Here is a 22,469-nt window from a genome sequence, read left to right as displayed (position 1 = left end):
CTCGGTCGACCGGCTTTAGGTAATCCATGAACTGGCTGATGATCTCATTACACTCTTCGGTATCACTGATGATCCCTTCCGCTAAGTAGGCATCCTCTGGTGACATCATCTCAGTCGCTAAGCGAATACGCGTTAACGGAGTACGCAAATCATGGCTGATACCCGCCATCAACAAGGCGCGGTCTTCTTCTAGCTCTTGGATGCCTTTCGACATCTGGTTAAAGGCTCGAGTTACCGAGCGAATCTCTTGTGCGCCTTGAACTGGCAATGGTGGTGGAATATCACCTCGCCCGACACCTTGCGCCGCTTTCTCTAGCGCTATCAACGGCCGGTTTTGCAAACGAATAAACAACCAACCACCCGCGACAATCAACAACGCCATGATCAGGCTGTTACGGAATAGCGGTGCAAAATCTTCTTCTTGCAGCTCTGATAACGGAATACGAATTAAAGAGTTGGGTAACTGCGCAATGTCCATCCACAGCACATAGCTCTCTTTACCCAAGATCAGCCGCACTTCAGTTTCAGAACCCAGCTCTTTGGTCATCTCCTCACTCATCAGGTCGATTGCTACTGCATGGTAATACTCACCCGCGGCTTCGCTGTTTTTCGCGTGAACAGTTACCCCTAGCTGCTCAAGTACACGCTGACGTAGTGGCGCATCAATCTCGATATCACTGCCTTGGTCCAATACCAGGTTTAGCTCGTGTGCCAGAATCTTATTAAACTGCTGCAAACTTGGCATCAACGCATAATTAAAAACCGCGTAATAAGAAAAAATTTGGCTAGCGACCAATAGCGTTAAGAAAAGCACTATCGACTGAGTAAAGGAGCTACGTATACGCATGGGGTACCCGAGATGTAGAAAGATAAAGAAAGTGTTATATGACTATAACTCTAAACCATTGTGCTGAATAGAAAACGGGCCATCGCATATTAATGAGATGACCCGTAAGATTCACAGAATCGATAAAGCTGCTGTAGAGCTTATTAAGCTGAATTACACAGCTTTGCCATCTGGAACGAATACATAACCCAAGCCCCACACCGTTTGGATGTAGCGAGGTTTGCTTGGGTCTTCTTCAACTAGACGACGCAGACGTGAAATCTGAACATCGATAGAACGTTCCATTGCTGAATACTCACGGCCACGAGCCATGTTCATCAGCTTATCGCGAGACATTGGCTCACGAGCATTCGTTACCAATGACTTAAGTACCGCAAATTCACCCGAAGTAAGAGGCATTGGCTCTTCACCGCGGAACATTTCGCGAGTACCTAGGTTCAAACGGAATTCGCCAAATTCAACCACAGACTCTTCTGTGCTTGGTGCGCCCGGCGCTTCAATGACTTGGCGACGCAGTACCGCTTTAATACGAGCAAGCAGTTCACGTGGGTTAAATGGTTTTGGCAGGTAATCATCAGCACCCACTTCCAAGCCCACAATGCGATCCACTTCATCACCCTTTGCTGTAAGCATCAGGATTGGTAGCGAGTTGTTTGCGTTTCGTAGACGACGACAGATCGATAGACCATCTTCGCCCGGCAACATTAAATCCAATACCATCAAGTGAAAATTTTCACGGGTTAACAGGCGGTCCATCTGCTCACTGTTTGCCACGCTACGCACTTGAAAGCCTTGCTCTGACAGATAGCGTTCTAACAGTGCACGTAAACGAGCATCGTCATCGACCACTAAAATTTTGTAGTTTTCTTGCATGTAATGGTTCCACCTATTAAAGCTTAAACCTAAGGTTAAGCATTCTTGGTAAATTGTATAAGACATTAAAAATGTAACATTATTGAGGAAAAAGTCGCCTAAATAATTGTTAACGTATGTTGCCTTTCTATATATTCTATCTTAGATCATCATTTCATTAAGTCAGATTTATGAAAACCAAACTTATCACCCGAGAAGGTTATAACAAACTCAAAGCAGAACATGACCACTTATGGCACGAGAAGCGTCCAGAGATCACCAAAATAGTCACTTGGGCTGCAAGCCTAGGAGATCGTTCAGAAAACGCAGATTACACCTTCAATAAGCGTTTACTTCGACAGATTGATCGCCGAGTGCGTTTCTTAAGAAAGTTCCTACCTGATGTCACAATCGTGGATTACTCACCTCAACAAGAGGGTAAGGTCTTTTTCGGTGCTTGGGTCGAAATTGAGAATGATGATGGGGAAATTAAGAAGTTTCGAATTGTCGGCCCAGAAGAGATCTACGGCGATGCTAAAGGCTATATCTCTATCGACTCACCAATGGCTAGAGCTCTGCTCAAGAAAGAAGTGGATGATGAGTTTACGGTAAAAACACCGGAAGGCGACAAAGAGTGGTTCATTAACTCGATTCGCTACGCAGACGACGAATAATCAAACCTAATAAACACTTAGCGATGAGCTGAGTGTTCAAGCAAACCCAAACGCCAGATAAAAGAAAACCCCGCTAGGCTTTCGCCTGACGGGGTTAAGTCTCTATCGCAGCAATCCGGCTACTGTTTATCTCTTCGAGATAAGGTGCTCCCTGCATCTTTCCTTGATAGTGGCTAAATCCTTTAACCAATTTCCTTTTTGTTCATCGCCATCCTAGCGGTGTCCATTCTAGCCTGTCATCCTGACTGGCGAATCTCATCCAGAGATTATCACTTCCTTGCTGACTACTCATCCTAAGTAATCAAATCTTCATCCTGAAGATACCTAGTCCGTTAGGCTTTTTCCTGTTCCTGCCAACTCCCTGTCGACAAGTTAAATATTACGGTATTTGGGCGAGTTTCCTAGATAGTCGCAAAAAACATTTCAGGTGAGAAATACGCCCACAAACACACAAACAAATAAAATCAGTAACTTAGATTGATTTTAAGACGATATCATCGGTTTAAAGCGACTTAGTCTCACATCACTTGTAAGAGATCTCGCACAAAGCAGGTATCAGAAACGGAAATTCGACTTCTGACAGGATAATTACACAGCCAAAGCTAGAAAAAGCGTACGCTCACCCCCATGTATTTGTCATGATATTAAATAAGAGATTCATCGGATGAGCCAAGCTATCTGTCGACTGATCGCTGAAGAACTGAATGTCCGTTCTGAGCAAGTCACTGCCGCAGTAAACCTAATTGATGACGGTAACACCGTTCCCTTTATTGCCCGCTACCGTAAAGAAGTTACGGGTGGCTTAGACGATACCCAACTACGTAACCTTGATAGCCGCCTTTCATACCTTCGCGAGCTAGACGATCGTCGCCAAACGATTCTTAAGTCGATTCAAGACCAAGGAAAACTCACGCCAGAACTCGAGCGTGATATCACTCAAGCAGACAGCAAGACTCGCCTAGAAGATTTATACCTACCATACAAACCAAAGCGCCGTACCAAAGGTCAGATCGCGATTGAGGCAGGTTTAGAGCCACTTGCCGATACGTTATGGAATGCACCACAGCACGATCCGGAAACGGAAGCCGCTAACTTCATCAGCAGCGATAAAGGCATTGCCGATACCAAAGCTGCACTCGATGGCGCACGCGCGATCATCATGGAGCGCATTGCGGAAGACGCAAACCTGCTTGAAAAGATTCGCCAACACCTAAATCGTAATGCAGAGCTTGGTGCTCGTGTTGTGGCTGGCAAAGAGAACGAAGGTGAGAAGTTCAAAGACTACTTCGAGCATAACGAAGCTCTGAGCAAAGTACCGTCTCACCGTGCACTTGCCATGTTACGTGGCCGCAATGAAGGCTTCCTAACACTGGCAATGAACGCAGACCCAGAGCAAGAAGAAGGTGTGCGTGGTTCATACTGCGAAAACATCATCTCTGATCACTACGGTATTACCTTAAGCAGCGCACCTGCGGATGCATGGCGTAAGCAAGTGATTAGCTGGGCATGGCGCATCAAGGTTTCTATGCACATGGAAACAGAATTGATGGGTGCGATGAAAGAGCGTGCTGAGATCGAAGCGATTGAAGTATTCGCAACCAACCTAAAAGACCTACTCATGGCAGCGCCAGCTGGCCCTCGAGCAACCTTAGGCTTGGACCCGGGTTTACGTACCGGTTCGAAAATCGCTGTCGTGGATTCAACCGGTAAGGTTCTGGCAACAGAAACGATTTACCCTCACCCACCTCAAAAGCAATACGACAAATCGGCACACGTGGTTGAGCAGATGGTTCGTCAGTTCAATGTCGACCTGATTGCGATTGGTAACGGCACGGCTTCACGCGAAACCGACAGCTTCGTGGCTGATGTGATTAAGCGTGGCAACCTAAAAGCGCAAAAAATTATAGTTAGCGAAGCAGGTGCATCGGTGTACTCAGCATCTGAGTTAGCGGCAAAAGAATTCCCGAACATGGACGTATCGATCCGTGGTGCGGTGTCTATCGCGCGTCGTCTGCAAGATCCATTGGCAGAGCTGGTGAAGATTGACCCTAAATCGATCGGTGTGGGCCAATACCAACACGATGTGAGCCAAACTATGCTCGCTAAGCGTCTAGATGCGATTGTCGAAGACTGTGTAAACGCCGTAGGCGTTGATGTGAATACTGCATCTGCCGCGCTACTGACTCGCGTAGCGGGCCTTTCTAGCACCATCGCTCAAAACATCGTGGATTTCCGTGATGAGAATGGTCGCTTCGAAGCACGTACTACGCTGAAGAAAGTCGCTCGCTTGGGGCCAAAAGCCTTTGAACAGTGTGCTGGTTTCCTACGAATTATGGACGGCAAGAACCCTCTCGATGCATCATCGGTTCACCCAGAAGCTTACCCTGTGGTGAAAAGCATCGCTGAGAAAAACCACAAAGACATCAAATCTCTGGTGGGTAACACAGACTTCCTGCGTGGCTTGCATGCCATTGATTACACCAATGAAAACTTTGGTGTACCAACGGTAAGCGACATCATCAAGGAGCTGGATAAACCGGGACGCGACCCTCGCCCTGAGTTCAAGACCGCAACCTTCGCCGATGGCGTAAACAGTGTTTCAGATCTAGAACCGGGCATGATTTTAGAAGGTGTGGTATCGAACGTAGCGAATTTTGGTGCCTTCGTTGATATCGGTGTTCACCAAGATGGCTTAGTGCATATTTCAGCGCTCACCGATCGCTTTGTCTCTGACCCCCGTGAAGTGGTTAAAGCGGGTGACATCGTCAAAGTGAAGGTGATGGAAGTCGATGTTCAGCGTAAGCGTATTGCGCTAAGCATGCGTATGAAAGATGAACCAGGCCAAGACAACCGCGCGCAACGTTCAAGTGCACCTCGCACGCAAAACCGCCCGAACCAAAATTCACAAGGTGGACAACGCCGTCGCGAAGAGCCGCAACAAAACGCGGCGATGGGTGGTGCGTTCGCTGCTGCATTTGCTAAAGCGAAAAAATAATCCGTTAGCTCATCTAAAAAACGGATTCGCCTAAAACAAAAAACCTGCATCCCTTAGGGTATGCAGGTTTTTATTATGTGTTCAAAAAAGACATCGAAGCTTGGTTGGGTCATAAGTTTTCGATTTACAACACGACCAGCATCTCTGATGGAGCATGAGGCGCAACAGCATGACCATAATGATATTTTATGACCTTACGTCGTTTCTCCATCTGTCCCTCCTGAATCGCCGCATCTAAAACATGCTTTGGCAGGCGAAAACGCATGGTATAGCCCTTTCCTTGGTCAGCACTGTATGTTCTCAGTGCCAACAAGCTGAACAACCTATCAAAAGGATCTTGTGGCTCTTCTTGGCTAATCGAATTGGCCTCTGACTCGTTCTCCATTTCATAACCAGGATGGTCTGAAGGATCCCAAGCCGACTGCTGCCTTCGCTTATCGTCCGACTTTACCTTTCGCTCTGCATTGGTTTTCGCCAACGCTACTGCGGGAGCTACAGGCTCTCGAACTCTATTATCACGCGCAACTTGCTCTGTTTGCACATTAACGGACGGGGCGATAAGTGGCACACTCACTGCAGTTGCAGGTGACACAATCATCGCGAACTCCTCAAGAATCGCCCATCGTTATTGCTATAACACTGTTGTACTGTGAGTCAGCACAACAGGCATAGCCCAACTTACTGCAATCAGCTCAGGAGAGAGTTAGGTCTGAGTATCAAGCAACACGTTGGTTAGATTATATATCGACCAAGCCGGCGATAAATTTAGCGATTATTTTTGGGCGAAACTGACCAGTTCACTGCAAAAGGCATCGGCTTCGGTCATAAACGGCGCATGTGAAGACTGAGTAAAGATATATTGCTCGGTATGAGGCAAGGCTGTGCCTAAGTCTTTGGCAACCTTGATTGGCACAAGCCCATCTAATCGACCATACAAGCGCAGCATTGGCACTGAAATCTCAGGCAGTTGTTCACGCAGGTCGACATCCGACAGCATCTTTAATCCTGCCAATAATGAGTCAGGGTTCGGCAACGGGCGAGACAGCACCGCTTGCTTGAGCTGTTTTACATCTTGCCTTGCTGAAGGGCTGCCCATGGCTTGCAATGCCATAAAGCGTTCGATGGTGGTTTGGAAATCTTCAACCAGTTGTTCGGTGAATGCAGTTAATACGTTAGGTTGAATGCCTCGCCATAACACGGGCTCTTTTGCGGCCGCGAATTTAGGAGAGCTGGCGACAGTCACCAACTTGCTCACGTAGTCTGAGTGATGGAGAGCCATGTGCGTTGCGACCAAACCTCCAAGTGACCAACCTACCCAAATCGCTTGCTTTGGTGCTTCGGCCAACAGTTGCTGGGCTATCTCTTCAAGATCTTGAGCGTGGCAGTGCGCGCTGTGTCCATACCCTGGTAAATCGACAACATGCACTCGAAAATCAGCTTGTAATGCATTAACGGTTTGTTGCCATACCGCACCGTTCATTCCCCAGCCGTGAACCAGTACTAAATCAGGCCCTTGCCCAGAAACATGCCAATATAACGCGTCACTCATTCTCAATATTCCCTACTTTTTCCATCAGCGATAATCCGCGCTTTTCAGTATGGTTAGCAAAAGGAACACCATAACCCAAAAGCATCGCGAGCTATGTTATCCGATTGGCTACAAAAACACACACCACGTCTGGTCACACCTCAATGCCACCTGTGCAAACTCGATAAACTACCCAGCGATACACATCCTCGATGGTGCAATTCTTGTCTCAAACTCTTTGAGCCAGTACCGCGCTGTCAGCGATGTGGTTTAAAAACAGTAACCACCGTCGAGCAGTGTGGTGAGTGCTTATCAAAACCACCACCGTGGCATCGCCTTTACTGTGTCGGCGACTACACCTTCCCAACAGCAGGTTACATTCAGCAAATGAAGTACGCTGATAAGTTTTGGTTTGCACGTGATCTATCTAAGCTATTGGCATCACGTATCAAACACCCTGCTCCGCTGATCACCAGCGTGCCCCTGCATTGGCGCCGATACACTCATCGCGGCTTTAATCAAAGTCAGCTGCTAGCCAATTACACGGCTCAAGAGCTTGGCGTTAAAAGTGATGTGCTCTTTCGTCGAATTCGCTCAACGGCTTCCCAGCAGGGGCTGACTAAATCCGCACGATTACACAATCTAAAGAGCGCTTTTGCGCTGCGAAAACAAGACTTTCAAGGAACTATTCCCTCTCACGTCGCGATAATTGATGATGTTGTAACCACCGGCAGTACTGTGTATCAATTATGCCAATTACTACTTGAAGTGGGCGTTAAAAGGATTGATATTTACTGCATCTGCCGCACTCCTGAGCCCTCTGGATAAAAGCTGTGAATCACTACTTGTACAGCAATCCAACAAAAAAGGCTGAATTACAAATCTGACAGGAGTAGAATGGCGCTAATAACCTACAAATCTACTCAGGTATTCGTCGTGTCAAATATTACTATTACAGAAACAGCTCAAACTCACTTTGCCAATCTGCTGTCACAGCAGCCTGAAGGTACAAACATTCGTGTGTTCGTGGTAAATCCAGGCACACAAAACGCTGAGTGTGGTGTTTCTTACTGCCCAACAGATGCTATCGAAGCGTCTGATACAAAGCTTTCTTTCGAAGCATTCTCTGCATACGTAGATGAGCTAAGCCTACCATTCCTAGACGAAGCTGAGATTGACTTCGTGACTGACAAAATGGGCTCTCAACTAACGCTTAAAGCACCAAACGCTAAAATGCGTAAAGTATCTGATGATGCGCCACTTGTAGAACGCGTTGAATACGCAATCCAAACACAGGTTAACCCACAGCTTGCTGGTCACGGTGGTCACGTTAGCTTGGTAGAAATCACTGAAGACGGCGCTGCTATCGTTGCATTCGGTGGCGGCTGTAACGGTTGTTCTATGGTTGATGTAACGCTAAAAGAAGGCATCGAGAAAGAACTTCTTCAACAATTCGAAGGTGAACTGACTGCTGTTCGTGATGCAACTGAGCACGATCGTGGTGAGCACTCTTACTACTAATTACTCAGTTAGTATGAATCACTGATTAAAAGGTTGATGCGCAAGCATCAACCTTTTTTGTTTTGAGGCTAAGTTGATACGCCCCCTATGCTCTTGTATTCCTGAACGAAATAACCAGAATTCTCGGTTGGTTACCATCTTGAGTAAGGTATTCAAGTGATCGCAATCGGTTCCTGCTCTAATAATTCTAGGATATGAAAACTCGGATCTAGGAACTCAACGTCATTTCCCCTATATTAGAATGACTTTATAAGAAAGAATTCCAATGAGCTAAGGAGCGAGCGCAATGACAAAAAGGACCAAGCCAGAGATTTTGGCTCAGCAAACTGTCGCTCAATCAAAACTATTCTCTATCGAGTCTCTCGATTTACGCTTTTCAAACGGCGAACAGCGCACTTACGAACGCATGAAGCCTAGCGGCCGCAACGCAGTAATGATGGTTCCGATTACTGAACAAGGCGATATTCTGTTGGTGCGTGAATACGCAGCGGGCACAGAACGCTATGAACTGGGCTTTCCGAAAGGGCTTATCGATCCAGGTGAGCAGCCAAACGAAGCCGCCGTTCGCGAACTCAAAGAAGAGATTGGCTTCGGTGCCAACAAGCTGACTCCACTGAAGGAAGTGATCCTTGCACCCTCTTACTTCTCTAGCAAAATGACGCTGTTTATTGCAGAAGACCTCTACCCAGAAAAGCTAGAAGGTGACGAACCAGAGCCACTCGATATTGTGCGCTGGCCACTTGCTCAAGCCGAAGAACTGTTAACACATCTCGATTTCTGTGAGGCTCGTAGTATTACAGCCCTGCTTTTAAGCCTTCGTGTATTAAACAATAACTAGAACATTCAGGCTCGCTCTAAGAGTAAGAGAACATTTATGCCAATAACAAAAGATTTGTCTCACCTCCTACCCTCTGTCATTGAGATTGCTCGCTCTGCTGGCCAACTCATCTTAGAGATCTATGAGAAAAAAGATTACGAAGAGTTCACCAAGAGTGACGACACACCTGTCACCAGTGCCGATCTAGCAGCGCATAAGCTGATCTCGAAAAAACTCAGTGAGCTCACGCCTGACATTCCAGTGTTGTCTGAAGAAGCCGCGGACATCAGCCTAGAGCAACGTTCTCAGTGGGATCGCTACTGGTTGGTTGACCCACTGGATGGTACCCAGGAGTTCATCGCACGAAGTGGTGATTTCGCGACAATTATCGCCCTAATCGAACATAATAAGCCAGTAATGGGCGTGGTATACGCTCCCGTTTCAGGTGTGAGCTATTACGCTTACAGTGGCAAAGGCGCTTGGAAGATCCCAGACCTTAATGACAGCGTGAAAATCAAAACGCATCGTCACGAGCTGCCAAACCAGTCAATCGCCATGGCGATCAGCCGTCGCCAAGACATCAATCGCATCACTAGCCGTATGAGCTCAGCATGGAATTATGATTTGGTTCCTCTAGGCTCAGCAGCGCTTAAGGCATGTTTAGTAGCAGAAGGTGCTGTGGATTGTTATCTACGCCTTGGACCAACCGGAGAGTGGGATACCGCCGCAACGCAGTGCATTGTTGAAGAAGCTGGCGGACGTATCTTAAGCACTCAGCTAGAGCCGCTCTCTTATAATGAAAGAGAGACACTTGAGAACCCGAACTTCATTGTGCTTGGTGATGCAGACTTACCGTGGGTAGAAATTTTGCAAGGCAAAGACTAGGCGAGTTTGCTCCCTTTAACCGTCAGATATCCTCTAGATTCTCAGAACAAACAAAACGGGCACCTCAATGAGGTGCCCGTTTTTTATATCTCGTAATTTAGTGACCCTTAGCTGTTTAGCTAAAAACGACCTTGGTAAGTAAACTGATATTTACCTTGGCTGTCAGGGTTACCCAACCACTTAAGCTGGCTCTGCATCGCTGATGGGAATTCAGCACCCGGTTTAAACCATGCTGCCGAGGTGTAGCTTTGATTAGGCGTTACGCTCGCTGAGAACTCACTGTCCACTTGATCACTCTTCTGGATGCCTTTAGCTGCAATGGTGTTGTCTTCACAGGTAATATCCGCAATCACGGGCCCGAGGTCTAATGAACCCACTGGCGAGTCGACAGCTGCACCAGACCAAGCAAGCGTACCTTCGCCCGATTGACACCAAGGCTGAGCATGAACTGCGTGTTTGATCGTCAGTTCAACTTGTCCTGCAATAGAAACGGGGACTGGGATAGCCGGCGCATATTTCATCACGTTCATAGCAGGCATTGAAGCCACGAGGTTTTCTGCATAAGCACCGCTCATGCTATATCCAACACGACCTTTACCGGATAAATTCATGTCGCTGTTACGACCAAAGCGAACCGCAAGCTCGGCTTTGGCTTGGAATAGTTTAGAGAACTGGAAGTCCCACTGCACTGAGCCGTAATTGACACGCTGCCACGCAATATTGTTAGCGCGACCTTGCCAAACGGTGCCTTCAACGCCTTCGATGCTTAAACCACGCACAGCGGGCGCATGCTTGAGAGCAAAAGCGGCAGGCAAATGCAGTAACAAGCTTACTGAGAAAAAAACGATAAAAATGACGCTGAATAACAGGCCATATTTGAAAGATAGACCGCGTTTCACATTAACCTCGTTTAAACTGTAGTCGGTTGATCTCAATAACCCCAGGGCTATCAGAGCGATCAATATCCATAAACTCAACCTCAACACCCTGTTTTTCTTTCAGGTATGTTAGCCAGTCAACGAACTTATTAAATGGCACAGGCTTAATCCACACTTGCAGCATCTCACCACGTGGTTGTACGCGTATCAGCTCGATGTTAAAACGGCGCATAGAAGCAGGCACAGATTGGTTTAAAGGCTGGCTGGCACTTATGCCACCACTGCCTCGCAACTCAACCACTTCATTGGCTTTATTGGTTACCCAAGCCAGAAGTTGCTTCTCACTTTGAATACGGCTCTGCGCAAGTTCAGCTCGCTGACTGAGTGGCTGGATTAGCCCCCAATAAACAACACCGACCACCAATAGAATTGAGCAACCAATCACTAATCGTTGCTCTCTCTGACTTATTGAAGTCCACCACGCTTGGAGTGGCTCAATCATATTTCTCATCACTGATCTCCTTACGCAGGTTATTGATGGGGTTTAAGAGTAAAGCTGCCAAATACAGCATCGCCATTACGGTTTAATGGACCTTGTTCAACGGTAAACTTCTCTTCGAGCTTCACTCTCGCAGTCTCAAAGTGTTGGAAATCAGAGCTTTTAGCCTGAAGTCGAACCTCAGAGCGGTTGCCATCGTAGCGAATACTTTCGACTTCGATTGACTTCACCTGCCCTAGCGTTTCTGGCAATAACGCTAGCCAGCCTAGTAAAGAGTCACCCTCGCCTGAACCGCCATATTTCTTGGCTTCATCGTTCATCTGGCGCTTAAGGTAGCTGACCGTCGGAATACGCTGTTTACCAGGCAGCACCGCTCTAAAGATACGCTCACTCTCCATGCGGTAGGCTTGTGCTTGCGCTTCGTATTGTTGAACCTTCAACACTTGTTGAGTCACAATCACAGCCACCAGCAAACAAGCAGCAATCGCTACTTTCTGCCATACGCGCCAATATTTACTGAATGAAGATTTGGTTTTAAAGGTGCCAGTCAGTAAATTTACGCCGCTTGTGATCGCTTGTTGGCTCAGCAAAGACATCACCAATTCCGCAGGCTTTGCTTGCCAATTCGCACCGCTCTGCTGTTGAACGTCTTCGCTCGGCATCGCGGTATAGCTAAAGATAGTCGTCGCTTGCTCTTCGTCATCAGCAACAACCCAATCACTTTGCAAAAACATCGGTAACCATGCTTCGCTGATCGACACGGCTTGATAGTTACCTTGACGTTGAGAGTTGCCTTGGCGCAGTAGCCAATGCTGGTCGATCTGCAATGCACTGATGCCAGATTCTTCAAAAGGCACGGCCAGTGTATCTGGTAACACCTTACGGAAGATAATATTGGCTTCACGAAACAGGTCTAAAGCTTGCTTTAACCATTCGCGGTCGACACCACACACGGTAGCGTGCGTTGCGTCTTTATCTAAAATCGTCAGGTGTAAATCTTCGATATCTTGTGCGACTTCGTCTTCTAATAAAAACGGCAGCATAGAATCGAACTGGCGAGCAGCACCTTTCGGGATCTCAACACGCTTAATTAAGCATTCATTTCCCGGCAATAAAGCGATACAGCTGCGCTTTTCAGCGTAAGGCGTTAACTCATCCAGCTGCTCCCAGCTAGACAACTCGCCACTTGCTATCACTTCTTGTTGGCTTGTCGACCAAACTAACCACTGCACAGGGCTTTGTGGTTCGCTACTCAGTCGAACGGTCAGAAACTCGCTCACTGATTCCTCCAAAACGACGGCGTACTACCGTCACTGTTTCTCGATTACTACTATAGAAAAGCGTCCGTATACGTACACGGGACTGCTCAACTAATACCTCTGCATCTAGCTCAAAATAGGCGCTATCTACAGTTAAATATGCTTTCGCTTTTTTGCTAACTTCGGCACTCACGCCAACAATGGCAGGTTCTGCCATAAAAGCATCCACCGTATCCCAGCCATCAAATGGGCGTTTGTCTATTAGCTGTTTAGCATCTGACTCACTTAAACCAGGTGCAAACATCGCCTCCAATAAAGGCGCCTGCTTTTCCGTGAGTGTATTCACGTTCAAGCGAAAATCGTCGCTAGGCAGAGCACAAACAAACGGGCGAACCTTATTCATCACTTCACCCGTAACTTGATAAACCGCTCTTAGCTCAGATTCATCCGCCATTAAGCCATTCGCCGCCAAATAAGATGGCTTCATCGCTTCATAGGTGCTGTCTTCTACCCCCGCTGAAGAGGTGGTTCGGGTATCTGCGTCAACAAATTCCCACGTTGAGTTTGCAATAACCTCGGCCTGATAAGGCTCAACGTCTTGATTTTCTAATAAGGTTTGCCAAACCGAGATCAAATAAGGTGTCTGGTTACTTGAAGTGGTCGTCACTCCCGCTAATGCATTGAGATTAAAGCAAGCCTGAGCATCAACGATGCGTCCCCTAACTTGACCGTAATCCAATGGGTATACCTGTTCTTCTAACGCCCATGGTTGACTTAAGTTTACGGTATCACTGTCTTTGTAGCTTTGCCTAATGCCGTCTTGCACCAGCGCTTCTACGCCAATGCTGTACCAATAAGCCTGTTGGTAATTCAGTTGATTACCAACGCGCTTGAATTGCGTAAACAGACGTTCCGACATACTGCCAGCGATAGTTGCCATGATCGCCAGTAGCATCAGGATAATGATCAGCGCGACACCACGCTGCTTACGACCCATAGCAGACCTTGTCCGTGCAAGCTTGTTAGTTCGATGAGTCATTATTCCCCTCATTACTGCCTGAAGAGTCACTGTTTGAAGCATCATCGGCCTGATCTAGCGTGCCACCGGGAGTGAGATAAACACGTTCTATCTCACCATAATCTTTCAGGGTTAGCTTTAATCTTACCGCTTTCGGTAGCGATTTGTCGGTTTGCCACTCTTTGCCCCAGCGGCTTCCGTCATAAAACTCGAATTCCAAGCTTTCAACATCATCAAGCAAAGGCGTAATCACACCTTCTTGGCCTGCAGGGGTATCGGGGTAACGCCACCACACACGCTCAAGTGTTTCTTCTTTAATACGGTAGCCCACTTTGGTGACCTCTCCGCGAGGAAACTGCTGCTGTGGGTTATGCCAACCAAGGCGAGTAAACATGATGCCAACACTGTCGGAATCCAGTAAATACTCTTTCATTAGGATCAGCTTAGATGATGCTTCTTCACCGTTGGTGCGAAATTTTCGCACCGCCATCTGGCGAAAATCATTATCTAAAATGACTAAACTACGTTGCAGTTGATTCAAACGGGCGCTGCGCTCGATTGAGAGTTCATTGCTACGCTGAACCTGATTCACTACCTGATAAGCTGCCATGCTCAACGTGGCAAAGATAGCGATCGAGACCAAAACTTCAATTAAGGTAAAGCCTCTCCCTTTTGAAGATAGACCTTGTTTACGTGGCATACGCTTATTTGCCGACACGCTCTTACCTAGCGACTTGCTCTTAGCTAACCACACGTTTTTAGTTGACCACATAGCTGCGCACCGTAACCACTGGAGACGCTTTCTTGCTGGTTGCCGCACTCACATCAAACGCCTTTAATAAATTATCGCTGGTATCGATGGGAGTCACCTTCCAGAACCACTCTCTTCCCGCCAACTCTTGTGTACCCTGTGCTTTTTTAAGCTTCTCAGGATGCAGCATCACCAAGGCCATTTGATTATCAACGACCATAGCAGCGAAGGTTTTTTCTTCTAGATAACTGAGAGTATTGATGTGCTGCGTAACAGCACGAATCACACTGATCGCTGCCGTTGCGAAAATAGCGAGCGCAACCAATACTTCAAGCAGAGTCATACCTCGAGAAGGAGAACGGTTATTCCTCTTCATATTCTTCTCCCGGCTCTAGTAATCGAATGACACCATTATCCAATACTCGAATACGCCAACCATCTTGTATGGTGTCTCCGGTATTTGGATAAAACGACAATACAAATGGTGTCATTTCAGCACTCGACAAGATGTAGATCTGCGGTGGCTTCGGCTTCTTTTCCTCTTCAAGATCAGCAAACATATCTTCATCAAATAAGCTTCCCGGATTAAAAAGGCGATCGTCGTCTTCCCAAGCTCCACCACCAAGTGTCAGCGTCAGTGCGAGGTCTTCTGGTAATTGAGTTGAAGAAGGGATCTTTTCGAACTCAGTTTCTTGCCAACCATCAGACTTCAAAGTCATCAGAACGTAAGTCGATTTCTTTTCATCAACCCGAACGCCAAAATCCAAGCCACTTAAAATAGCTTCTTCATTGAGTAGCTGAACTCGCTGATAAAAGCTTTGAGCGTATTTTTTAGCAACATCTTTACTATTGGTAGGAATGGTCGCGATCACCGCGACCGCCGTTACTGACAGTAATACCAACACCAAAAGAATCTCAATTAAGGTGAAACCTGGCTGTGTTTGCTTAGTTTTCACCTTTAGACTCCATCTGTTTACGTCCTAACATCAAATAACGGCATCAAGTGACAATAAGCCTAGGCTTACTGAAAGTCTTGCATGTTCCAGTTGCCGATATCCGCAGCAATACCTTCACCACCTTCTTGGCCATCAGCGCCAAGTGTGAAGATATCGATAGTGCCGTTATCACCAGGGCTTAGGTATTGGTACTCATTGCCCCATGGGTCGTTAGGTAGACGCTTGATGTAGCCACCGTCACGGTAGTTACGAGGCTCTGGGCTACTTGGTTTAGAAACCAATGCATCAAGACCTTGATCCGTTGTTGGGTAAACGCTGTTATCCAGTTTGTACATATCGAGCGCATTCTCTAGCGCCACGATATCAGTGATGGCTTTTTGTTGGTCAGCCTTCTCTTTGTTACCCAATAGGTTAGGTACAACAAAGCTCGCCAATACGCCAAGGATAACCACAACAACCATCACTTCTAATAGGGTAAAGCCTGATTGTTTCTTCATTCTGTTTTTCATTATTTTCTCCAAATTACAGACAGCGAGTTGAAGGTAATAATGTCCTTCTTCTCGATAATCCAAAAACTAACGTCTTGTGAGCAGTCATTTAGCCGCTCATTAAATTATTCATTTCAAGCATCGGCATTAAGGTCGCCATCACAATGAACAGCACTAAGCCTGCCATCAAAGCGATAAGTGCTGGTGTGAAAATACCTAGCGCGATATTCACGGTCGATTCAAAGCTTTGGTCTTGGTTGTCCGCCGCTCTTGTCAGCATTTGTTCTAACTGACCACTCTGCTCACCACTGGCGATCATATGCAGCATCATTGGAGGGAAGAGTTTGGTTTGATCGAGCGCTTTACGCAGGCTTGCCCCTTCTCTAACACTATCTGATGCCTGTAATACTTGTTGCTTCACATGGTGATTCGACATTACATCAACTGCCACTTTCATCCCTTCAAGAATAGGAATCGCACTCGAAGTACAGATAGAGAGTGTTCGTGCAAAACGAGAGGTATTAATCCCTTTTGCTATTTTGCCGATCAGTGGAATGCTTAATAGCTTGCGATCCCAACTCATGCGAACGCCCGGTTTTTTCAGCGCGGTCTTAATCAACACAATCACACCAATGATCAACAACAGTAATTGGATACCCCAATTCTGGATAAATTCACTTGATGCCAATAAAAATTGTGTCGATTGAGGAAGCTCTTGGCCCATTTGGATAATAGGCTCGACAATCTTAGGTACCACGGTTGCCAACAGGAACGAAACAATCGTCACCGCAAACACCACCAGCACCACAGGGTAGATCATCGCTTGTAGCAGCTTAGAGCGCATCTTCTGGCGGTTTTCTGCATAATCGGCCAACCGCTCCAATACCGCATCTAAGTGACCAGATTTCTCACCAGCCGCAACCATGGCTCTAAACAATTCATCAAAGATGTGAGGGTAATCAGCCAAGCTATCGGCTAGCGAATAACCTTCCGTAACCTTCGAACGAACCGCCAGTAACATGGTTCGAATACGTGGCTTTTCAGATTGCTCAGCGACGGCTTTCAAACACTCTTCTAGCGGCATACCAGATTGCACGAGCGTCGATATTTGTCGAGTAATCAAAGCAAGATCAGGTGTACTGATACCACGCTTAAAGCTAGTCGAGGGCTGAGCACCTTTCGCAGTTTTAGCCTTGGCTTCAGTCATCTCAACCGGCATCAAGCCTTGTTCTTTCAAGCGTTGGCGAGCCTGACGAGCGTTATCCGCTTCAATCGAACCCTTTTTGCTTTTACCTTTAGCATCCAGCGCTTTGTATTCAAATGCCGCCATACTAGACTTCCTTGGTCACGCGCATCACTTCCTCTAGGGACGTTACCCCTTTCAGAACTTTGCTCAAGCCATCATCTCGAATACTTGGGGTTGTGCCACGAATTGCTTTCTCAATTGCCTGTTCGCCAGCTTCACTGTGAATCAGCTCTTGCACCGAGTCGTCAATCATCAGGAGTTCATGAATACCGGTACGGCCTCGATAGCCTTTGTGACTGCAGTTTTCACACCCTTTGGCATGATAAAGCGTCAGGCTGTCTTTCTTCTTCAAGCCAAACAGCTTCTTCTGTTCTTTATCCGCTTCGTAAGGTTCTTTACAGTCGTTACACAGGGTGCGAACCAAGCGCTGAGCCAAAACACCCAGCAGCGAAGAGGAGATCAAGAAAGGTTCGATGCCCATATCACGTAGACGTGTAATCGCACCGATTGCCGTATTGGTGTGAAGAGTCGACATCACTAAGTGACCGGTCAAAGAGGCTTGAACAGCGATCTCTGCGGTCTCTAAGTCACGTATCTCACCAATCATTACCACATCGGGATCTTGACGAAGAATGGCACGTAAACCACGCGCAAAGGTCATATCAACCTTAGGGTTTACCTGCGTTTGGCCAATACCATCAATATCAAATTCGATTGGATCTTCAACGGTTAAGATATTTCGCTCGTTGCTGTTGAGTTCTTGTAGGCCAGCGTACAAGGTCGTTGATTTACCAGAACCCGTAGGACCGGTAACCAAGATAATACCGTGTGGGCGCTGAATAAGCTTACGGAAGTTTTCGTGGTTCTCTGCGGTCATGCCTAAACTATGCAAGTCTAGACGAGTAGCGTTCTTATCCAACAGACGCATTACCACACGCTCACCGTGTGATGAAGGCATGGTTGATACACGAACGTCGACCGCTCGACCACCAATACGCAGAGAAATACGACCATCTTGTGGCACGCGTTTTTCCGCAATGTCCAATTTAGCCATAACCTTTACACGCGAAACCAACAACGGAGCCAGTTTACGGCTCGGCGCCAACACATCACGTAACACGCCATCAATACGGAAACGGATAGACAGTGATTTCTCAAACGTTTCGATATGAATATCCGAAGCACCCTCTTTGATCGCCTCACCCAGCATCGCATTGATTAACTTGATGATTGGCGCATCGTCTTCCGATTCGAGCAAGTCTTCATCTTGTGGTAGCTCTTCTGCTAGTGAGAAGAAGTCGTCGTTGTCAGCACCAATGTCTTCCATTAGCTGACGAGCTTCCGACGAGTCACGCTGATAAGCATCGGTCAGTTTTTTATCAAATTCGTCTGCGCTGATCGCTTGTGGCGTGAAGCCATTTTTCACAACACGGCTTACTTCAATGATCGCTGCCGATTTCAGAGGCTCCACATAATAAAGCACCGGCGCACGCTCTGGGTGCTGATATTCCAACACCATCTTGTAGCGATTCGCAAAGCTAAACGGCAAGCGCTGATAAGTACGTGCCGCCCCTACCAATTCAGCCATTATTCTGTTTCCATTTGATCGATGAAGGCTTGGATTTCAGCCGGGTGATTCATATCGGCGCCAAATTTAGGCAATACTGGGATGTTATCGTCACCCAACAATTTCAAACCTTGCTCAGCCTTGTACAACTGCTCAGCACGGATGAAGTTGTATTTACGCTGAGTGATACCGTCAGCAGTCATTCCATCACGAATAATGGTTGGTTTGATGAAGACCATTAGGTTCTTTTTCTCAACCTGAGTACTGGTTGATTTAAACAGGTGTCCAAGCACTGGGATATCACCCAACAACGGCACCTTAGATTCACTCTCTAATGCACGCTCATCAATCAGACCACCAAGCACTAGCATTTGACCATCTTGAACAATCACTGAAGTATTTAGCTGGCGCTTAGCAAAACGCACATCAACCGCACCGTTCGCGCCTAATACGTTCGATACTTCTTGTTCTATTTGCAGCTGAACCGAGTCACCTTCGTTGATTTGTGGCACCACTTTAAGCTTGATACCCACTTCTTTACGATCGACCGTTTGGAATGGGTTATCATTACTTGAACCCGCAGTTGATCCCGTTAGAACCGGAACCTCTTCACCCACAATGAACGACGCTTCGCCGTTATCCATAACTGTAATACTAGGAGAAGACAGAATGTTTGAGTTGGAGTCGGTCGCTACCGCACTGATCAGCGCAGTCCAATCACCCATCACCACACTCATTGCGGCACCATTAACGCCAGAAAGTGCAGAAGCCAAGGTTGAATAGTCACCAGCTTCTGTAGTCGTCTCATTACGCACAAAGTCGCCGTTATCGTCATAGACTGCAGTGGTCGTTTCAGTATCTTTCGCTTCTTCTAGGCCCACCATTACACCACCAATCGATGCACCAGTATTGCTGTACTGAATCATAGCGCCCGTTTCTAGATTACCCCATTGCACACCAAGGTTAACACCGTCACCTTCTGCCATTTCAACAATCAAGGCTTCGATCAATACCTGAGCACGACGAATATCTAACTGGGCAATAACATCTTGTAGAGCATTCATGATGTCTGGCTGCGCTGTAATTACCAAAGAGTTGGTATCACTGTGAGCTGAGATCATTACTTGATTGCGTTGCGATGAACTGCCTTTGGTTGATGATTGTTTCTCTTGTTGCAGGTTATCCGACACGCCTTTCAGTACATCGACTAAGTCTTCTGCTTTTGCATACTTAAGATAAATAACTTGGTTGTTGCCCTTGGTTGCCATTTCGACATCAAGCTGTTCAATCAGCTTTCTTAAACGGCTACGTACCTTAGGGTCACCGGAAATAAGAATTGCATTAGTACGCTCATCGGCAACCAATTTAGGCTGTAGAAATGCAGGCGTATTCTTCGCATCTGTGGTTTTGCTTAGTGCGTCAACAATACGCACCATCTCTGCTGCTGAAGCGTTCTTTAGCTCAACAACTTCAATCTCTTTATCACCCGCTTGGTCAACACGCTTGATGATTTCAGCTAAACGGTTTACTACCGCCGCTCGGCCTGTAATAAGGATGATGTTGGCTGGGTCGTAGTGCACAACGTTACCCGCGCCAGCATTGTCGTTCAGTTGACGAAGCAGAGGAGAAAGTTCACGAACCGAGACGTTACGAACCGTCACTACGCGTGTCACTACGCTATCACCAGTGATCGAATCACGGTCACCAACAACGGGGATCGCCGAGGTTTTAGAATCTTTGGCTTTGATGATCTTAAGAACACCCGAGTCCATTTCGACGACTGCATAACCATACACCTCTAGTACGTTTAAGAAGAAGCTGTAATATTGCTCTTCATTCAATACGTCGTAGCTGCGTACATCGATTTTTCCGCGCACCGATGGATCAACGATGATGGTCTTCTCTAGGTTACGACCAACAATATTAATAAACTCTTGAATGTCAGTGCCCTTAAAGCTGGCACTAAAATCACTCGCGATGGCTGCGGGTGTGCAGATTAAGCTTCCTGCCAATAACCATGCACTTTTCTTAAACCAATGCTTCACGTACTTCTCCTACACTTTCGTCCTTCGTTAGACGCAAAGTTTTAAAATTCAATAAACACTTCATGTTGTTGACCATCTCTCTCGACGACGAGGTTTAGCTCTGTCAGCTCTGAGATAGAACGGAATATGTTGCCCATAGCGGCGGGGTCAGTCAGGTCTTGACCATTTAACTGAGTAGCAATATCTCCGTTTTGGAGCCCTACTGAGTTAAAAAGTTCTGAATCTTTGCCAGGGCTCACACGATAACCAATAACGCTATCATCGCGCTTCACCTGAGACAGTCGAACATATTGGAAGATTTGTTGCGGATCTTTCATTATATTCGCTTTAATTTCATCAAGCTTCTCTTCTGCTGAAGCCGGATTATTACCACGAACTGAAGAAGAGCTACGAGGTGCAGCAGGCGCTGATACGGCCAAACGCTTGTACTCAATACCTTCAAGCATCAAGGTTTCGTCTCGTCCGGAGTTATCAATGATCACGCGATCGATTAATACCGCTTTTAGCTTGGCTCGGGTGCCTTCAATCTCTTCATTAATCCCGTAGGTCGCTTGCGTGCCGCGATTGGCGATCACCGCTAAGCTCAGTTTTGGATTTGAGCTCGCGACTGCACCCACTAAAACGAGGTTTAAACGCGTCTTAGGCGCATCTTGGATAACTTGCTGTTCAACCACAGCGGGCGTGCTTGGGTTATAAGCACCAAACATGTTGCTCCGCTGCAAAGAAGAGATATCAAGGGTCGATTGAGGTGCTGAAGACGATGAAGCCGTTGCTACCCAAGGCACGACAGTTTGCTCAGCAGGTTCGATAAACCATGCAAGCTGTCCTAAAATCCATGCGGAAGCTGTAATAAATACACAACAGGTGACTAAGCTTAGTTTCTGCTGAAGTACAAATCCATTCTCTAATAAGCGACTCAACACAGGAGAATTTCCTACGTGACTTTTGATATCTAAAAAGTTCACTTTAACCAACCCTTCCAATAACTAAGAAAACTGTAACTTACTAAACTTTCAGCTTTTTTGTTCATACATCCTATTCAGGCTTATTTAAAGCACAGGGTCGCAAACTATATCATAGACAACCTGTAAATCTTCATAACCTGCGCTATTTTGCAATCTTCCTTGAAAAAAAAGCCCATCGCCTCCACATAAACTTCTACTTAATGTGATAAGCATCATCAAAAACATGTTGCGCACTGTTCATTACAGTTAAACCGCATTCATTTCTCACTTAATAAGGCACAGCCCTATATGAAAACTGCTAATGAAGCTGTCAGACTCGATAAATGGTTGTGGGCAGCTCGTTTTTACAAAACCCGGTCTATTGCTCGCAACATGGTCGATGGTGGCAAAGTCCACTATAATGGTCAGCGCAGCAAGCCAAGTAAAATTGTCGAACTTGGGGCTGTGATTACACTGCGCCAAGGTAATGAAGAAAAGACGGTAACGATCGAGAAAATCTCTGCCCATCGCGGTGGAGCTCCGATCGCTCAAACCCTCTATGAAGAAACCACCGAGAGCTTGGCAAAAAGAGAAGAGTTTGCGACACAGCGTAAACTGAATGCTCATAACCCAGCTCCAGAGCGTCGCCCTGATAAGAAGCAACGTCGTGACATCATCAAGTTCAAGCATCAATAAGCT

The 22,469-nt window shown here is 46.7% G+C and carries 23 protein-coding genes; 7 read left to right on the top strand and 16 right to left on the bottom strand.

Translation table 11 applies throughout. The features are described from left to right. Together envZ and ompR are read right to left on the bottom strand one after the other, a co-directional pair. Nucleotides 1-847, bottom strand: an 847-nt coding sequence (envZ, locus tag IQQ51_RS27705; RefSeq protein WP_228013278.1) for a two-component system sensor histidine kinase EnvZ, incomplete at its 3' end; no start/stop codon positions are given. 153 nt (nucleotides 848-1,000) lie between these two features. Further along, entirely contained in the window at nucleotides 1,001-1,720 is a 720-nt protein-coding gene (gene ompR / locus IQQ51_RS26205) for a two-component system response regulator OmpR (protein ID WP_008218409.1), read from the bottom strand. Nucleotides 1,721-1,890: 170 nt separating this feature from the next. On the opposite strand from ompR, the gene greB reads away from it, so the two are divergent. Next, nucleotides 1,891-2,373, top strand: coding sequence for a transcription elongation factor GreB (gene greB / locus IQQ51_RS26200; RefSeq protein ID WP_193842525.1), 483 nt, complete (start codon nucleotides 1,891-1,893; stop codon nucleotides 2,371-2,373). A 664-nt stretch (nucleotides 2,374-3,037) separates the two neighbouring features. Then, a complete protein-coding gene (locus IQQ51_RS26195) occupies nucleotides 3,038-5,368 on the top strand; it encodes a Tex family protein (RefSeq protein ID WP_193842524.1) in 2,331 nt (776 codons plus the stop codon). Between the two features lie 124 nt (nucleotides 5,369-5,492). Here IQQ51_RS26195 and IQQ51_RS26190 read toward each other — a convergent pair whose 3' ends face one another. Both IQQ51_RS26190 and bioH read right to left on the bottom strand, forming a co-directional pair. Beyond that, on the bottom strand, nucleotides 5,493-5,966 hold the full coding sequence (locus IQQ51_RS26190) for a hypothetical protein (RefSeq protein WP_048618565.1): 474 nt from the start codon (nucleotides 5,964-5,966) through the stop codon (nucleotides 5,493-5,495). Between the two features lie 174 nt (nucleotides 5,967-6,140). Next, nucleotides 6,141-6,917, bottom strand: a complete 777-nt coding sequence (bioH, locus tag IQQ51_RS26185; protein WP_050645456.1) for a pimeloyl-ACP methyl ester esterase BioH — start codon at nucleotides 6,915-6,917, stop codon at nucleotides 6,141-6,143. Nucleotides 6,918-7,010: 93 nt separating this feature from the next. Between bioH and IQQ51_RS27930 the strand changes: the two genes are divergently transcribed. The 4 genes from IQQ51_RS27930 (at nucleotide 7,011) to cysQ (ending at nucleotide 10,119) form a co-directional block, all read left to right on the top strand. After that, the gene (locus tag IQQ51_RS27930; protein WP_193842523.1) at nucleotides 7,011-7,724 is read left to right on the top strand and encodes a ComF family protein; all 714 of its coding nucleotides are present in this window, start codon (nucleotides 7,011-7,013) and stop codon (nucleotides 7,722-7,724) included. Nucleotides 7,725-7,832: 108 nt separating this feature from the next. Further along, on the top strand, nucleotides 7,833-8,417 hold the full coding sequence (nfuA, locus tag IQQ51_RS26175; RefSeq protein ID WP_029405734.1) for a Fe-S biogenesis protein NfuA: 585 nt from the start codon (nucleotides 7,833-7,835) through the stop codon (nucleotides 8,415-8,417). Between the two features lie 286 nt (nucleotides 8,418-8,703). Then, a complete protein-coding gene (nudE, locus tag IQQ51_RS26170) occupies nucleotides 8,704-9,255 on the top strand; it encodes an ADP compounds hydrolase NudE (RefSeq protein WP_019826462.1) in 552 nt (183 codons plus the stop codon). 36 nt (nucleotides 9,256-9,291) lie between these two features. Beyond that, entirely contained in the window at nucleotides 9,292-10,119 is an 828-nt protein-coding gene (cysQ, locus tag IQQ51_RS26165) for a 3'(2'),5'-bisphosphate nucleotidase CysQ (RefSeq protein ID WP_193842522.1), read from the top strand. Between the two features lie 119 nt (nucleotides 10,120-10,238). Here cysQ and IQQ51_RS26160 read toward each other — a convergent pair whose 3' ends face one another. The 12 genes from IQQ51_RS26160 to gspC form a co-directional block, all read right to left on the bottom strand. Further along, nucleotides 10,239-11,018, bottom strand: a complete 780-nt coding sequence (locus IQQ51_RS26160) for a type II secretion system protein N (protein WP_102432197.1) — start codon at nucleotides 11,016-11,018, stop codon at nucleotides 10,239-10,241. 1 nt (nucleotide 11,019) lies between these two features. Continuing rightward, on the bottom strand, nucleotides 11,020-11,508 hold the full coding sequence (locus tag IQQ51_RS26155) for a type II secretion system protein M (protein ID WP_048661305.1): 489 nt from the start codon (nucleotides 11,506-11,508) through the stop codon (nucleotides 11,020-11,022). Between the two features lie 20 nt (nucleotides 11,509-11,528). Next, nucleotides 11,529-12,776 carry a type II secretion system protein GspL gene (gene gspL / locus IQQ51_RS26150; RefSeq protein ID WP_048661304.1) on the bottom strand — a complete coding sequence of 416 codons (1,248 nt, stop codon included), beginning with the start codon at nucleotides 12,774-12,776 and terminating at the stop codon, nucleotides 11,529-11,531. Further along, complete coding sequence (gspK, locus tag IQQ51_RS26145) at nucleotides 12,745-13,794, bottom strand: type II secretion system minor pseudopilin GspK (RefSeq protein WP_102530153.1); 1,050 nt, start codon at nucleotides 13,792-13,794, stop codon at nucleotides 12,745-12,747. Before gspK ends, gspL begins: the two co-directional genes overlap by 32 nt. Continuing rightward, a complete protein-coding gene (gspJ, locus tag IQQ51_RS26140) occupies nucleotides 13,778-14,545 on the bottom strand; it encodes a type II secretion system minor pseudopilin GspJ (RefSeq protein WP_108020204.1) in 768 nt (255 codons plus the stop codon). Before gspJ ends, gspK begins: the two co-directional genes overlap by 17 nt. Continuing rightward, nucleotides 14,532-14,900 carry a type II secretion system minor pseudopilin GspI gene (gene gspI, locus IQQ51_RS26135; protein WP_193842521.1) on the bottom strand — a complete coding sequence of 123 codons (369 nt, stop codon included), beginning with the start codon at nucleotides 14,898-14,900 and terminating at the stop codon, nucleotides 14,532-14,534. Before gspI ends, gspJ begins: the two co-directional genes overlap by 14 nt. Next, nucleotides 14,887-15,480, bottom strand: a complete 594-nt coding sequence (gspH, locus tag IQQ51_RS26130) for a type II secretion system minor pseudopilin GspH (RefSeq protein ID WP_061039839.1) — start codon at nucleotides 15,478-15,480, stop codon at nucleotides 14,887-14,889. Before gspH ends, gspI begins: the two co-directional genes overlap by 14 nt. 65 nt (nucleotides 15,481-15,545) lie before the next feature. Then, nucleotides 15,546-15,989: a type II secretion system major pseudopilin GspG gene (gene gspG / locus IQQ51_RS26125; protein WP_017062485.1), complete on the bottom strand. Its 444-nt coding sequence runs from the start codon at nucleotides 15,987-15,989 to the stop codon at nucleotides 15,546-15,548. 88 nt (nucleotides 15,990-16,077) lie between these two features. Next, a complete protein-coding gene (gspF, locus tag IQQ51_RS26120) occupies nucleotides 16,078-17,298 on the bottom strand; it encodes a type II secretion system inner membrane protein GspF (protein ID WP_048661299.1) in 1,221 nt (406 codons plus the stop codon). Nucleotide 17,299: 1 nt separating this feature from the next. Next, nucleotides 17,300-18,802, bottom strand: a complete 1,503-nt coding sequence (gspE, locus tag IQQ51_RS26115; RefSeq protein WP_061039840.1) for a type II secretion system ATPase GspE — start codon at nucleotides 18,800-18,802, stop codon at nucleotides 17,300-17,302. Next, on the bottom strand, nucleotides 18,802-20,826 hold the full coding sequence (gene gspD, locus IQQ51_RS26110; RefSeq protein ID WP_048612445.1) for a type II secretion system secretin GspD: 2,025 nt from the start codon (nucleotides 20,824-20,826) through the stop codon (nucleotides 18,802-18,804). The genes gspE and gspD overlap by 1 nt, the downstream gene beginning before the upstream one ends. A 41-nt stretch (nucleotides 20,827-20,867) precedes the next feature. Next, on the bottom strand, nucleotides 20,868-21,749 hold the full coding sequence (gspC, locus tag IQQ51_RS26105) for a type II secretion system protein GspC (RefSeq protein WP_416222628.1): 882 nt from the start codon (nucleotides 21,747-21,749) through the stop codon (nucleotides 20,868-20,870). Nucleotides 21,750-22,079: 330 nt separating this feature from the next. On the opposite strand from gspC, the gene hslR reads away from it, so the two are divergent. Next, complete coding sequence (hslR, locus tag IQQ51_RS26100) at nucleotides 22,080-22,466, top strand: ribosome-associated heat shock protein Hsp15 (protein WP_048607611.1); 387 nt, start codon at nucleotides 22,080-22,082, stop codon at nucleotides 22,464-22,466. The last annotated feature ends 3 nt before the right edge of the window (nucleotides 22,467-22,469 follow it).

This window comes from Vibrio sp. OPT18 (assembly GCF_015163615.1).
GTDB lineage: Bacteria > Pseudomonadota > Gammaproteobacteria > Enterobacterales > Vibrionaceae > Vibrio > Vibrio coralliirubri.
Note: the sequence above shows the minus strand (reverse complement) of the source record. Positions and strands in the feature narration are given on the sequence as shown.